Source organism: Photobacterium sagamiensis (genome assembly GCF_050337085.1).
In the GTDB taxonomy this organism is placed as follows: Bacteria; Pseudomonadota; Gammaproteobacteria; order Enterobacterales; family Vibrionaceae; genus Photobacterium; species Photobacterium sagamiensis.
This window is the reverse complement of record NZ_JAKJSP010000088.1, coordinates 1-13,835: the sequence shown is the minus strand read 5'-3', so window position 1 is coordinate 13,835 and position 13,835 is coordinate 1. Positions and strand designations below refer to the sequence as shown.

Annotated in this window: 18 protein-coding genes; 10 read left to right on the top strand and 8 right to left on the bottom strand. The window is 47.3% G+C overall.

Annotated features, from left to right (window positions below; genetic code table 11):
• The 7 genes from L4D76_RS27675 to L4D76_RS27645 all read right to left on the bottom strand — a co-directional run.
• Window positions 1-257: DUF2459 domain-containing protein (locus L4D76_RS27675; protein WP_428444056.1), on the bottom strand; the 257-nt coding region annotated here is incomplete at its 3' end.
• A 107-nt stretch (window positions 258-364) separates the two neighbouring features.
• Window positions 365-841, bottom strand: a complete 477-nt coding sequence (locus tag L4D76_RS27670; protein ID WP_428444055.1) for a YbhB/YbcL family Raf kinase inhibitor-like protein — start codon at window positions 839-841, stop codon at window positions 365-367.
• A 207-nt stretch (window positions 842-1,048) separates the two neighbouring features.
• Window positions 1,049-1,387: a DsrE family protein gene (locus L4D76_RS27665; protein WP_428444054.1), complete on the bottom strand. Its 339-nt coding sequence runs from the start codon at window positions 1,385-1,387 to the stop codon at window positions 1,049-1,051.
• Between the two features lie 224 nt (window positions 1,388-1,611).
• The gene (locus L4D76_RS27660; RefSeq protein WP_428444053.1) at window positions 1,612-1,962 is read right to left on the bottom strand and encodes a class I SAM-dependent methyltransferase; all 351 of its coding nucleotides are present in this window, start codon (window positions 1,960-1,962) and stop codon (window positions 1,612-1,614) included.
• 95 nt (window positions 1,963-2,057) lie between these two features.
• A complete protein-coding gene (locus tag L4D76_RS27655) occupies window positions 2,058-3,488 on the bottom strand; it encodes an RtcB family protein (RefSeq protein ID WP_428444052.1) in 1,431 nt (476 codons plus the stop codon).
• A gap of 23 nt (window positions 3,489-3,511) precedes the next feature.
• Window positions 3,512-3,931 (bottom strand): archease, encoded by a 420-nt coding sequence (locus L4D76_RS27650; RefSeq protein ID WP_428444051.1) that lies wholly within the window; start codon window positions 3,929-3,931, stop codon window positions 3,512-3,514.
• 289 nt (window positions 3,932-4,220) lie between these two features.
• Window positions 4,221-4,475 (bottom strand): DUF504 domain-containing protein, encoded by a 255-nt coding sequence (locus L4D76_RS27645; RefSeq protein ID WP_428444050.1) that lies wholly within the window; start codon window positions 4,473-4,475, stop codon window positions 4,221-4,223.
• A 425-nt stretch (window positions 4,476-4,900) separates the two neighbouring features.
• On the opposite strand from L4D76_RS27645, the gene atpD reads away from it, so the two are divergent.
• The 10 genes from atpD (at window position 4,901) to L4D76_RS27595 (ending at window position 13,337) form a co-directional block, all read left to right on the top strand.
• Entirely contained in the window at window positions 4,901-6,289 is a 1,389-nt protein-coding gene (gene atpD, locus L4D76_RS27640; RefSeq protein ID WP_428444049.1) for a F0F1 ATP synthase subunit beta, read from the top strand.
• Window positions 6,286-6,690, top strand: coding sequence for a F0F1 ATP synthase subunit delta/epsilon (locus L4D76_RS27635; RefSeq protein WP_428444048.1), 405 nt, complete (start codon window positions 6,286-6,288; stop codon window positions 6,688-6,690). Before atpD ends, L4D76_RS27635 begins: the two co-directional genes overlap by 4 nt.
• 4 nt (window positions 6,691-6,694) lie before the next feature.
• Window positions 6,695-6,964: an AtpZ/AtpI family protein gene (locus tag L4D76_RS27630; protein WP_428444047.1), complete on the top strand. Its 270-nt coding sequence runs from the start codon at window positions 6,695-6,697 to the stop codon at window positions 6,962-6,964.
• A gap of 54 nt (window positions 6,965-7,018) precedes the next feature.
• On the top strand, window positions 7,019-7,666 hold the full coding sequence (locus tag L4D76_RS27625) for a F0F1 ATP synthase subunit A (RefSeq protein WP_428444046.1): 648 nt from the start codon (window positions 7,019-7,021) through the stop codon (window positions 7,664-7,666).
• Entirely contained in the window at window positions 7,659-7,925 is a 267-nt protein-coding gene (locus L4D76_RS27620) for an ATP synthase subunit c family protein (RefSeq protein WP_428444045.1), read from the top strand. The genes L4D76_RS27625 and L4D76_RS27620 overlap by 8 nt, the downstream gene beginning before the upstream one ends.
• Before the next feature lie 51 nt (window positions 7,926-7,976).
• Window positions 7,977-8,726 carry a F0F1 ATP synthase subunit delta gene (locus L4D76_RS27615; RefSeq protein WP_428444044.1) on the top strand — a complete coding sequence of 250 codons (750 nt, stop codon included), beginning with the start codon at window positions 7,977-7,979 and terminating at the stop codon, window positions 8,724-8,726.
• Window positions 8,713-10,227 (top strand): F0F1 ATP synthase subunit alpha, encoded by a 1,515-nt coding sequence (locus L4D76_RS27610; protein WP_428444043.1) that lies wholly within the window; start codon window positions 8,713-8,715, stop codon window positions 10,225-10,227. The genes L4D76_RS27615 and L4D76_RS27610 overlap by 14 nt, the downstream gene beginning before the upstream one ends.
• Window positions 10,224-11,081 (top strand): F0F1 ATP synthase subunit gamma, encoded by an 858-nt coding sequence (locus tag L4D76_RS27605; protein ID WP_428444042.1) that lies wholly within the window; start codon window positions 10,224-10,226, stop codon window positions 11,079-11,081. Before L4D76_RS27610 ends, L4D76_RS27605 begins: the two co-directional genes overlap by 4 nt.
• A gap of 55 nt (window positions 11,082-11,136) precedes the next feature.
• Window positions 11,137-12,345, top strand: a complete 1,209-nt coding sequence (locus L4D76_RS27600) for a cation:proton antiporter (RefSeq protein ID WP_428444041.1) — start codon at window positions 11,137-11,139, stop codon at window positions 12,343-12,345.
• A 605-nt stretch (window positions 12,346-12,950) separates the two neighbouring features.
• Window positions 12,951-13,337, top strand: coding sequence for a hypothetical protein (locus L4D76_RS27595; protein WP_428444040.1), 387 nt, complete (start codon window positions 12,951-12,953; stop codon window positions 13,335-13,337).
• Window positions 13,338-13,470: 133 nt separating this feature from the next.
• Here L4D76_RS27595 and L4D76_RS27590 read toward each other — a convergent pair whose 3' ends face one another.
• Entirely contained in the window at window positions 13,471-13,770 is a 300-nt protein-coding gene (locus L4D76_RS27590) for a hypothetical protein (RefSeq protein WP_428444039.1), read from the bottom strand.
• Between the last annotated feature and the right edge of the window lie 65 nt (window positions 13,771-13,835).

The window sequence follows — 13,835 nt, the reverse complement described above, 5'->3', positions numbered from 1 at the left end:
TCTTTTGCTTGATAAAACCCTTTATCTCCCCACCCAAACTCAATATATGGGGTATCTCCAAAGCGTCGTTTTAGTTCAGGGACAACTTCTTGAATTGCAGGCGCGGGAATAACAAAACCAGTATGCAACCCATGACTTACGACATAAACTTCATTTCCACCCAAACCAGTAAACTCTTCTGGATTATTAACTATCAGAGGTTTCGACGAACACCCCGATAGAATCATTAACAAAATCAAGATAACTAGATTATTCATACTATGACTTTAAAGAGCCCTAACGCTGTTGTTCACCGGCGGCAATGGAGCACAGCGGAATTGCCTACCGGTGTAACACCTTGTTAGATACTGACCACCAACAGTACCTATCTGGACTTCTCGTAGGTTCCAACAAGCTCAGCTTGCTCTATAACATGGCCTTTAAGCGCAGTTTCAATCTCTGCCTTGGTTGGCTTGTTCTTTACCGTGAGAGCCGTGTCCAAGGCATAGAGCTTATGAAAATATCGATGCCGACCGATCGGGGGACATGGTCCGCCATACGCAGCCTTTTCCCAGTCATTTAAACCTTGTTCCGTCCCGGGAGGAAGATCGTCTGAAGTCGCGCCTTCAGTTAGACCTGCTGCTTCCGGCGATATGTTATAGAGAACCCAATGAACCCACGTCATCCTGGGCGCGTTCGGATCCGGCGCGTCGGGATCATCAACAATCAAAACAAGACTGCGCGTATGCTTCGGGACTCCATCCCATTCTAATGGTGGCGCGATATCTTCCGCCTCACAGGTGTATTTTGTTGGGATTTCTCCGCCGTCGGKGAAGGCRGCGGATCGGAGTGTAAGTGTCATATTATTCTCCGCAAGTAGCCGGTTCATGGGTAAAACAATGCTGCAGCCCACTATGAGTATTGCCACACCTATAATCCTAGCAGCGTGGCCGTTTTTCTCGTGTCTAATTGCTAGCACTGTGAAATAACCTARCGTCTAATGTTCGCGGCAATGGGCTGGCCTGTAGCAAAGCGAAGCGGCGCGGAAGGCCTGTCCCTGTTAACCGCTTTAGTTAGGCGCGGTGGACTCAAAATAAACAACCTTATCAGCCCACTCGACCATATCCACACAATCAATCATTGTGGATATTGGACACACATCCGTTTCACTTCTGTTCCGCGATTTCAAACATGTTCCGCACGCCAATATAATTCCGTTATTTTTCGAAAACTCTTCAAGCTGTGCCCTGGCATTATATTTTTCATGGGTAATATTCTCTATTTCTACACCAGCACTCATTAAGAATATCTTTACTTCATGCCCTTGCTTTAGTGCTGCGTTACCGAAGCGCACCCCATTCCATGTTTTCTCCGGCTCATTTGTTTCAATTATGACACCCAATCTCACATCGCCACCTCTTTGACTAATTGAACACCTCAATGATATGGTTCTAATAGTCTACTGTTGCCATGAAAATACAAATTTAACCCTTCTGATGCGCTTAATATTTGGCCTTGATCTGGCCGAACATCAATAACGGGGCCACGTGGGGTAGGAATGTCTTTTCTCCAGTGAATAATTGCAACAATTCCGCCATCCTTAAGAATGCGTGAAGCTTCTTCAAGAAGTACTCATCTCTTACTGAAATGAAGAATATTAAAAAGTAAAACCATATCAGTGCAATTAGGTTCAAGACCCGTACCTTGTTCGAGAACATCCATCAATCCGAAAGTTACATTTGATAAGCCGGCTTTTCGCACATTTTTCCTTGCAACTTCAATCATTGATGGCTCAATATCAAAAGTATAAATTTCACCTGATGATTTCTTTGCAAGTGGCACAGTAAACGTGCCATAGCCACAACCAATCTCGACTATTGTGGAAGTTTTTTTTGAAAGAGCCAGCCAATCAACAATACCTTCTATGTCGAATAGACTGTTCCAGTAGGTTTCTTCTGGCATCCCGCTGTCATCGACTTTCATCTCTTCCTCTATATGCGCCTAACAGTGTAATACCAAGAATGATGTTGTTGCATTCTCAAGAAATGACCGGTGCCATTGGAAGTCTTGAAGTTCACTTAACCTTTAATGCAAATCAAAGGTTCGAGCTTTGCTACCATTCGTGAAAGTCCCGCCTGATCAGCCGATTTCACCACTTCGTTAACATCTTTGTAGGCATTGGGGGCTTCTTCGGCCACACCACGCAGGGATGGGCTGCGGATCAAAACACCCTGATCAGCAAGTTGCTGTATAACATTGCTGCCGCGCCACAGTTTGGTTGCTTGATGGCGACTCATACTACGTCCTGCACCGTGGCAGGCTGAACCATAAGCTAATTGCATGCTTTCCTTTGTGCCGGCCAGAATATAGGACGCTGTACCCATAGTGCCACCGATCAGCACCGGTTGGCCTGCTTCACGAAGAGTAGCAGGCAGAGCGGGGTGACCTGGACCAAAAGCACGAGTTGCGCCTTTACGATGCACGAAAAGATTTTTTATTTCGCCATTAACTTCATGCTGCTCCAGTTTGCAGGTGTTATGCGAAACGTCGTAAAGCAGATCAAGATGAATATCCGGAAAGATTTGTTTTACTGCCTGGCGTGTTAAATGGGTGATTATTTCCCGGTTGGCCAGTGCACAGTTAATCGCCCCTCGCATGGCACCTAAATAACGTTGACCGATTTTTGAATTAATAGGTGCACAGGCCAGTTCACGATCGGGCAAAGTAATGCCATAGTCTTTTGCACTAACAACCATGCTTTTAAGAAATTCCGTACCTATCTGATGGCCAAGGCCGCGTGACCCGCAGTGAATGCTTATTTTTATGTCATTCAATTCAACGCCGAATCTTTTAGCAATATTCTCATCATAGATTTCGACCACTTTTTGAACTTCCAGATAATGGTTACCCGAGCCTAATGTACCCATTTCATTTTTTTGTCGTTCCTTGGCATGGTTGGATATTTGTTCCGGATCTGCGCCCTGCATACAGCCGTATTCTTCTATGCGTTCCAGATCCGCATGATCACCAAGGCCTCTTTCTACCGCCCAGCGGGCGCCACCATTAAGCATGGCGTTCATTTCTTTTTTATTAAGATGAAAAATGCCAGTACTGCCAAGGCCGGCAGGTATGGTTTTGAATAGAACATCTGCCAGTTCTTTTTGTTTTGACATGACTTGTTGCACGGTTAAGCCAGTGTGTAATGTACGTACGCCACAGGAAATATCAAAGCCGACACCGCCGGCTGAAATAACACCTCCCTGTTCTGGATCAAACGCGGCAACACCGCCGATTGGAAAACCATACCCCCAATGGGCATCGGGCATGGCATAGGAGGCATTGACTATACCGGGTAATCTGGCGACATTGGTGATCTGTTCATAAACTTTTTCATCCATGTCCAGGATCAGATCTTTACTGGCAAAGATGATTCCCGGCACATGCATTCCATTAACTGGTTCAATGCGCCACTGGTAATCTGATATGCGATGTAATTTGTTTATGTCCATCACTTTCACCCTGCTGGTTTTATTTAAACATCAACAACACACTGTGCCACCCATTGCTCTTGTGATTTATGCACTGCCAACTCGGTATAGGTTGCGCCTTTAATTTCAACCGCTGGTTGATGCCGTTTTACATTTATCGGCTCGCCCCACGCTGTGGCTTTGAGATGTCCGTTATGTATATAAACTTCGAACTGGCTAAATAACATATTGTGCGTGGACATTTTGAAGATCAGGGCATTTAACCAGTCGGCAAGTAATAATTCCGGATCCGCTTCCTCACAAGTAATCGTCACTTCATCTCTGGGATTGATAAGTGATAAATCAGTGATGATAGCGCTCATGGCCAGCGCTGCCTGCTCGAACGCACTGGCCTGTGTATTGCCTGTACCGCGCACACCAATATCAGCTTCGTGTTCGAAATGTTCCCAACGTGCAGTACTCATTAACGCACCTGGTCTTTTAATTAACTTTATAATGACATCATAGACAGGATCTTAAGAGGTACCACTTATTTTAGATAGAAAAAAGCTTCATTTATGATCTGATAATCGTCGCCAAACAAACCACCAACATCAATCGTAAAGCCGATGACAATCGGCTCTCTAAAGAAGCAACGCCTAGACACTGATTTCCTGAATAAAACGGCAAAAAATACTCGGTTTTCTAAACGAGTTCGAAGCATTAAGCCCTTCGCGATTTAACAGTCAGTATTGTTTTCTACGTACGGAACATTTAGTGCTCACGGTGCCAAATCACTTCCCCATTTTTATATACCGTCTTGATGCGATGAAAAGGTACGCTGTGCTCGTCACCTTCTTCATCCAGATAATGAAAAAAATAATGATCACCGGGAATAAAAGTGATTTCATCAAGGGGCAGTTTAATCAACTGTGCTTCAACACGATCCAGAAAGCATAATTCAAACTTACCCTTGCCGAACTCAGAATCCCAGTGGATTCGATTAAGTAATTCATGGATTGGCAGCATGTTATTAGTATGGATCCTATATTCTCAATAGTGGCTTTGTTGCACCTTGTAAAGGGTTAGACTGTAAGAATCTGTACAAACCTTTATTCAACGTTTAACAGTGAGTTTTTATCGTTTTCTTCTGTATTGTCTTGCTGAAAATTTTGATTTATGACCCTTACTAACATCAAATCTGTCTCCACATATTATTGCACCTATTGCGAGTATTACTTTGTGGAGACACAGATTTTGCCTAATGAGCTTTGCAAATTGACAATCAATGCTATTGCTGGTTTAGGTCAATGCTTATATAAGCCGACTATTTTTAAAAACACCAATACCGGGCAAGCAGCAATTTGAACCAATTAAACTACAATGGGAATATGAAAGCATAAGAGTATAAATAAGAATAATCTTAAAAAACCGTAGTTTTGGCTGAGGTACCCATGGTTGAAGCAGAAAGGAAGCCGGTACCCATAGGGGTTATCACAGAGATCCACGGCCCGGTGGCGGTCATCGACTGTGATACGCTACCGCCTCTGCATCAGGCTTTGTGTGCCAACATTGCTGATGAAACCTACCTGTTCGAGGTCCACCAACACCTTGATAAGCGCCATATCCGCACCATCATTTTACACCGAAACGCCTCTTTGCACCGGGGCATGACTGTTTATGACACTGGCGCTTCACTCCATGTCCCGGTTACGCCCGACTGCCTCGGACGCTTACTGAATATTTTCGGTGAGCCGCTTGACGGCGGCAGCGCGCTTAAAACGACGGAATTCCGTGACGTCCATAGCAAGCCCGTCCCGATCCATGAATCTGTGGGGGTAGGCAAAGTGCTAGAGACCGGCATCAAAGTCATTGATCTTCTCTGCCCCTTTATCAAAGGAGGTAAAACTGGGTTGTTCGGTGGTGCTGGTGTTGGCAAGACGGTCCTGATCATGGAATTTATGCACTCCGTCGCCACACTTCACAAAGGTGTATCAGTCTTTTCTGGCGTTGGCGAACGGATACGCGAAGGTCACGAGCTTTGGCATGCGATCCGCAACGCCGGGGTATTGCCGCAGACTCTGATGGTGTTTGGCCAGATGGATGAGTCGCCGGGAGTCCGTTTCCGAGTCGGGCTTTCGGCGCTGACCTATGCCGAATATCTGCGTGATGCCCTGAAAAAAGATGTACTGTTTGTGATGGATAACGTCTTTCGCTTCGTCCAGGCTGGCAGCGAGGTCTCCAGCCTTCTCGGGCGTATGCCCGCGACCGTAGGCTACCAGCCCACCCTGTCGACGGATGTCGCCGAGATGCAAGACCGGATCCTTTCTACGCACAACGGTTCAATTACCTCGGTACAGGCAGTTTATGTACCCGCAGATGATATGGCAGATCCGGCAGTCAGCACCATCCTCAGCCACCTAGATAGCACCGTGATCTTGTCTCGTGCACAAGCCAGTAAAGGTATCTATCCCGCGGTTGATGTCTTGCAGTCAAGCAACAAGCTGATGGATCGCCATACGCTCGGACCACGCCATTACAGCATCGCAGAAGGTGTTCGGGAACACCTGGCTCGCTACCATGAGCTGGAGGACATTATCACGATGTTGGGGGTAGAAGAGCTATCGGTTGCCGATCGTAAAATCATCATGCGGGCACGCAAGCTTCAACGTTACCTCACTCAGCCTTTTTGGACGACAGCCGTACACTCTGGTATCCCCGGCGTGTCGGTGCCGCTGGAATCTACGCTGACTGACTGCGAGAACTTTTTGCTTGGTCACTACGATGAGATCCCCGAAGAGCGCTGTTATATGCGGGGCGTCATGGAGGATTTGGAACGGTGAAGGCATTTAATCTAAGGCTACAGGATGCCACTCATTCCGAGGAAATAGCGGATGTGACCTCTTTTGTTGGTGAAGACGACACTGGCAGCTTCGGATTACAGGCAGATCACGCGCGTTTCATGACGATTCTTTCGATAGGGATAGCAAGGTACCGTATCGGCGATGGTAGCTGGAAATACCTGGCTGTACCTGGTGGTGTTATCTATTTTCACAACAATATACTCACATTGTGTACCTACCGCTATCTGCTGGATGATGACTGCATGCGCTTAAGCCAGGCTCTACAACAACAACTGCTCGCAGAGGAAGAAATGTTACAGACCCTTAAAGAAAGCCTTCATCATATGGAAGAGGAAGTGTTCAAGCGGTTTTGGGAAATTGGCAAGAAAGATACGGTTTAATGCCATGCCCAGACTTAATGGTTTGAAAGAAAAAATAGAACGTCAGGCAAACCGCATGAAGAAAGCGGAGCGCGAGCGAGAGACGCTTATCGGTCAGACAATCTACATTGGTACCTTAGGGCTACTGCTTGTGTTGCCCATTGTTGGGGGGGCCTATCTGGGCCATTGGCTAGACAGCATGATGGACGGTTACTCTATTCGCTGGACAACGAGCCTGATCCTGCTCGGAGTGATGGTAGGAGCAGTGAACGTCTATCTTTTTATTAAGGAATAGTGCCATGAACAAAGTTAGCTTACTGACACCAACCGACTTCATGCTGCGCTTTGTATGATAGACAGCACTATAGTCACAACATGGATAATCATTGGCGTCGTATGGCTGCTCGCCTGGCTGTTATCGCGCCGGCTATGTGTCAATCCCGGACTGGTGCAGACCGCCGTTGAAGGCATCATCGTCAGTATTGAAGATGCTATTGCAGAGGTCGCACCTGAACACGCCCGGCGCCTGATGCCATTCATTGGCAGCCTTTGGGTATTCCTGGCTATCGCCAATCTCAGTGGACTCATCCCGGGCGTCCATTCCCCGACTCGTGACCTATCGGCGACTTCCGCGCTGGCAATTATCGTATTCCTTTCGACACACTGGTACGGCATCCGGCTTCAGGGCCTGAAGCGTTATCTGATCCATTACATCAAACCCAGTCCAATCCTATTGCCGTTTCACCTGATCGCGGAAATCACCCGTACAGTGGCTTTGGCGGTGAGGCTGTTTGGTAACATGATGAGCCTGGAAATGGCAGCTTTGATGTTTCTTATGGTGGCGGGATTCCTGGCACCGGTGCCAATCCTGATGCTTCACATCATCGAAGCCCTGGTACAGGCCTACATCTTCGGCATGTTAGCACTCATTTATGTCGCAGGAGGCCTGCAATATCAACACCAGCGGCAGCAACAAGAAGGAAAATCGAATGCCTGAATTATTTACCTTTGTTACGACATCCACCGCTGCAGCAATATTCGGTATTTCACTTGGTGTTATGCTGCCGGCGGTTGCTATGGGATGGGCTGTTAGCCGAGCCATGGATGCATTAGCGCGTCAACCCGAGGCTGAGAAAGCAATAATGCGCACGCTCTTCATCGGCTTGGCCATGATTGAGTCACTCGCGATTTATGTACTTGTTATTGTGCTGATCGTGTTGTTCCGTAATCCACTGCTGGAATATCTTATTAAATAGGATCGAGCGGGCAACTAAGTTGAAAGCGCACAACCGTGAAGGAGTGATGTTTTGGAGTTAAGCTGGTCTACTTTCCTGCTGGAAATCATCAATTTTCTGGTTTTGGTTTGGATTCTTAAGCACTTTCTTTTTAAACCGGTTATGGCGGTGATCACCGAGCGCCGTACCGGTATTGAGGATCAACTCGCCGAGTCCCAGCGCCTTAATGATGAGTCCACAGTACTAAAAAAAGAATATAAAAATCGCCTGGCTGATTGGGAGCATGAGTGCCAGTTGGGACGAACCGATTTAATGGAGGAACTTAACGCTGAGCGGATATCTAAGCTAAACCTGCTGAAACAGGCACTTGAACAGGAAAGGGAAAAAGCCAGGGTAGCCGAATCTCGCCAGCTTATGGAAGCCACTCGTGAGATAGAGTATCAGGCATTACAACAGAGCGCGCAGTTCGCTACCTCTCTGCTCAGTAAAGCCTCAGGACCAGAACTGGAGGCGCGCCTACTGGATATCTTGCTGGACGATTTATCCACACTCTCCAGTGAGTATACCGCCGCCCTGCGTCTGCAATGGGGCGAGTTACCTGAAGCGATTACGATCACCAGCGTTTACCCATTGCCCGAGAACAAGCGGCAAGAGCTGGAGAAAGTACTCGCAACAATCACCCAATTATCAGTACCCGTGCATTATGACCAGGAACCTGAGTTGCTAGCGGGATTGCGTGTCACTATCGGAGCCTGGAGATTGCATGCCAATGTACAGGATGACTTAAAAGGTTTTGCGGAATTTGCCTATGCCAGTAAATGAGTACGAACTCAGCACTCCTCTTACGCAGCAAGCCGGATGGCTCAAGGATTACAGAGCGGGCTTACGCATTGAGGAGCGGGGAATAGTCCTGTCCGTCGGCGATGGTATCGCAAGGATTACGGGACTTCCCTCGGCGGCGATGGACGACATACTCACCTTGGAGGATGGTAGCCGGGCAATGGTTTTTGATCTGACCGAAGATCAGGTAGGTGCCGTTTTATTACATGAGACAAAGAGCCTGACCGCCGGAACCCCGGTCCATCGTGCCCGCCACTCTTTAAGCGTACCTGTCGGTGACGGGTTACTCAGCCGGGTCATCGATCCTCTTGGCATACCGCTTGATGGCAAAGCGCCGCCGAACGCTTCGGCATGGCAACGTATAAATAGCTTTTCGCCTCCCATTACCAGCCGCGATTTTGTTCATTCGCCTTTGTATACGGGTATCAAGATCATTGATACATTGATCCCCATCGGTAAGGGACAACGACAGTTGCTCATCGGTGACGAAGGTCTGGGCCGAAGTGCACTCGCACTCGATACGTTGATAAATCAACGAAACAAAAATGTACGCTGCGTCTATGTACTCATCGGTCAAAGACGCTCTACCGTGATCAATACCATAGACATTCTGCGCGAGTATGGTGCACTGGAGTATACAACGGTGGTTGTTGCGGAGGCGAGCAGCCTTCCCGGATTACAACACCTGGCTCCTTTTTCCGGTTGCGCAATTGCCGAATATTGGATGCAGCAAGGGCTCGACACGCTGGTTGTGTATGACGATCTCAGCACCCACGCTAAAATATACCGCGAGCTGTCGCTGCTTTTGCGGCGGCCTCCGGGACGAGAAGCCTATCCCGGCGACATTTTCTCGATACATGCCCGACTGTTGGAACGAACCACCTGCCTGAGTCCGGCACATGGCGGCGGCAGTATGACCGCACTGCCTATTGTTGAAACCCAGCAGGGAGAAATCGCCGGCTATATACCAACCAACCTGATATCGATAACAGACGGACAGATCTATCTTGAACGTGCTCTGTACACCGGCGGCTTCCGTCCGGCGATCGATATTGCCCGTTCTGTTTCTCGTATTGGCGGGCAAGCACAACACCCTCGCATCAAGGAGGAGGCGGGGAGTATGAAGTTAAATTACCTGCAGTTCCTAGAGCTAGAGAGTTTCACCCGCTTTGGCGCTCGTCTTGAGGCCTCCATGGAAGCCGCTATTGAACGCGGTCTGACATTAAGGGAAATCCTCAAACAAGAGCAATTCTCTCCTCTCCATGAAGTTTCTCAACTGGCATGGCTCGTAGCTTTTAACGATGGCCATTTCAATAATATAGAACGACAAAAACTCCGCTCACTCCTCGATATCCTCGAACACCAGGCGGAAAATACCAGTCTGACTCTTGACAGCCCCCGGGACAACTGGAGCCATGCGGTAACCGATTGGCTGTCATCCGCCACTACCGCTCAGGGAAACGCCAAGGAAAATTCCCAATGACTCGACGCCAAGACTTACAACACCATCGCCATAGCCTGCACGAGATCAGAAATATTTTAAACGCCATGAAAACGCTAGCCTACATGGAGACCCGCAAGCTCAGCACGTTTCTTGATTCTCAACACAAGGTAGTTGAAGGTTTAACGGAAGTGGCCACCGACTTTCTTAGTTTTTATCCTGAAACACTACCAGAAGAAATGAAGACAACCCCGGTATATCTCCTGATCGGTACCGAACGGGGTTTCTGTGGTGATTTCAACCAAGCCGTAATACGTCATACTAAGCAGTCTTTAAATACGCCCCCGAACATTAAGCCAACCTTGATCGTCGTCGGACGCAAGCTTTACAACCTATTGCAAGACGATATGCACGTATCTGCCCGAATAGATGGCCCCAGCGTAGTGGAAGAAGTGCCGGCCGTTCTGGACCAAGCCGTGCAAGCTCTCGCTGACTTGCAGGCGCAACACCCGATACTAAGTTTGTATAGTGTTTACCATAGTGGCGAGGAGGGTATAGTCACGAAAAAATTATTACCGCCTTTTGAGCATAACCGGCAGCAGCCTCCGCGCTTCCCGTATCCGCCGATACTGAACCTACCACCCAAAAGGTTTCTATTCGACCTAACGGAACAGTATCTTTTTGCTGCTTTGCATGAATTACTCTATACCTCTTTGATAGAGGAAAACCGCCGTCGCATGATACATCTTGAAGGCGCAGTCAAGCACCTTGACAATCTATCTGATGAACTGACCCAGCAATTTAATGTCTTACGCCGGGAAGAGATTATCGAAGAAATTGAGGTCATTTTGCTTAATACCGGTAGTCTTGATGGCGGTTTGTATCAACGGAAATGAGCTAGCCATGAATACAACAAAATGCGCAATGATAAATCAACAATAGGTTCACATCATGCAGACTGAATATCTGATACTGATAACCATAGTAATGCTGCTGATTCTAAGCCCCATGATGAAAAATATGATGGCTCGGCTGGGTGCCCCATCATTGGTTGGTTATATATTGCTCGGTTTCCTTGTCAGCACAATGAATCAGCAATGGTCTTTTATTACTCCTGATTTCAAAAATGCTTTTGCAACGTTGGCTCACCTAGGTGTCGTGGCATTACTATTTCGAGTTGGACTTAAAAGCCGCACTAAAGCGCTGCTGGTAAAGTTACCTGATGCCAGCCTCATTTGGGTCGGGGACGTGCTAACAACCCTTCTCCTTAGTTTTGTTGTTTGCTATTACTTTCTGGCTCAAACACTGGAGACATCTCTCGTTATAGCCACGGCATTTAGTGCAACCAGTGTTGCAGTCTCCGCTGCGGTATGGGGTGAAATGCATAAATTGAATACATCCACCGGGCAGCTATTAGTGGATGTTGCCGAGCTGGATGATTTATCTGGCGTACTACTGCTAGGGGTACTTTTAGCAATAATTCCAGCCTTACAAAACAACGAAACTGTTTTTTTACCTTCAATCGGTATTATTGCCGTTAAGGAAATGATTACATTCGTCCTGTTTATAACTGGCTGCTACCTATTTTCGCATTACTTAGAACCTGCTTTCACTCGGTTTAGTTGCAATAAGGCGAACTCCAAATCGTCCGGGTTAACGATAAGTATGCTCGGCACTGGGATTGTGATAACTGCGATAGCTGGGTACCTCGGGCTTTCCCTCGCTATAGGTGCACTCTTCGCGGGGCTTGCCTTCAGCCGTGATCCACTGACAGTACACTCTGATACTAAATTTATGTACTTCTATGAACTCCTAACGCCCTTCTTTTTTATATATATCGGCATGCAGGTCGACCCGAGTAGCATTTCGTCCTCACTTGGTTTGGCAGCCATACTGTTTATTCTCGCCACATTAGGGAAGTTTTTTGGAGTAGCAGTCCCTGCATTACTAATCACAAAAAAATATGATGCCATTCTTCTGGGCCTGAGTATGATCCCACGTGCAGAAATCGCTATGATCGTAGTATTTCAGTGTCAACAACTTGGAGATAATATTGTGTCGAACAAGGTTTTTGCAACGATGGTACTAGTGTCAGTAACAACATCTATTACAGCACCATTAATACTTCGATCTCTTCTTGTAAAATCACCACCTGAGTAATCAATCATAACCACTAGCCATCAATTGTCCATTTGGTATATAAGGGCAAATACCGATGATTCAACCAGTGCACAATTGTGCGCATATAGTTTCGGGGGGGAATGATCCCGAGCTTATCAAGGACACTCATACCATTAGCTCACATAACCGGAGAAGAGCCGCTCAGGTATGGCAATTACATGTGAACAGACCATGTATGAGTAAGAGGCCTAAATGATTTTGGGGCAGAATGCGCGATAGTCCAAAAATGCTGTACTTGCATAGCTATTCGGCTTGGATTTGCGAGCAGAAATTCCGGCTTTTGCTCGGTATTGGGAGTTTGTGAGCGTTGCTGACTCAAAGGATCACTCCCCTGCACCACATTAGTACTAGTATTGCAAATCAAGATGAACAGGATGCGAATGAGCAATCAATCTAAGTGGTAATGGGGCAAATTCATGTTAGAGCACTGGCTAGAAGTGACGGTTCAATGTCACACCTGCCAGGTTTCCCACATGAAAGCGACAGGTGGGAATGTTGCCAGGGGGCAGCGGGCCAGGGAATTTCGCATGCAAAAAAACGATGACGTTGCCTATACTTAGCCACAAGCATTGAGGGGGCTTGTTATGGCAATTGAAGGCGTTAGCTTAACACTGTACTGGGATTACCTGCTGGCAGAGTATGTTCCAGGCTTTACGGTAAAGCAGGAACAACACATCGTCGAACAACACCCGGATCTCTATCGCAATGCGAGCGAGATGGTGGCCGAAATATACCGTGACTTGCTCCCGGAACTGCAGCAACACTTCGGTCTAGGAGAAATCAATTATGGCTGCAACTATCACCCTGACGGCTCTCGCTATGAAAGTCATGCATTTTATGTAGGCACACTGCCATCAAAATCCAATGATCCCGCCGCCTTATCCACCCTTGTCGAGCCGCTGCAGGAATATATCGATCTCTGGTTCCAGGCTCGCAGCGCCCGACTGGCGGCGACCCTCCGCCCCCGTTGACCTCGCCCGGCTTGAAGCCGACAAGGTTTCCTGATTTAGCAAGCTCAATTTTACCGGTCAATGAGATGGCGGGGGGGCGTTAACCAAGCGCAGCGCGGGAGCAGGCCCGTTGTTTCACATCTGCTAGATTTCCTTATTCTATTTGACGCTTTCTTTCTGCGTAGTCAGTCTTGATAATTACACCATTCGCTAACGTCTCTATTTCACTAATTTTTTCAAAAACAATGTGTTCAACATGCATTGTTCGTTGCTCAACCTCACCGTATTGAAATGTGACAGGATTGATCAAGGTGATCCGACTTATGGTATCAGATAGTCCGTTTACGGTTGGGAGCTGTTCAACAGACCTAATTTGGTCTGTATTGATCATCAAAGGCCGAGCTTGCTGCCAACCTGTTTCATCAGTTTCATTTAAGACAATTAACCGTCCCACAAACAACTCCTTCTTTCCCGATTGAACATAGTAGTGTTAGCACTAAGACGATTTCATGTTAGGAG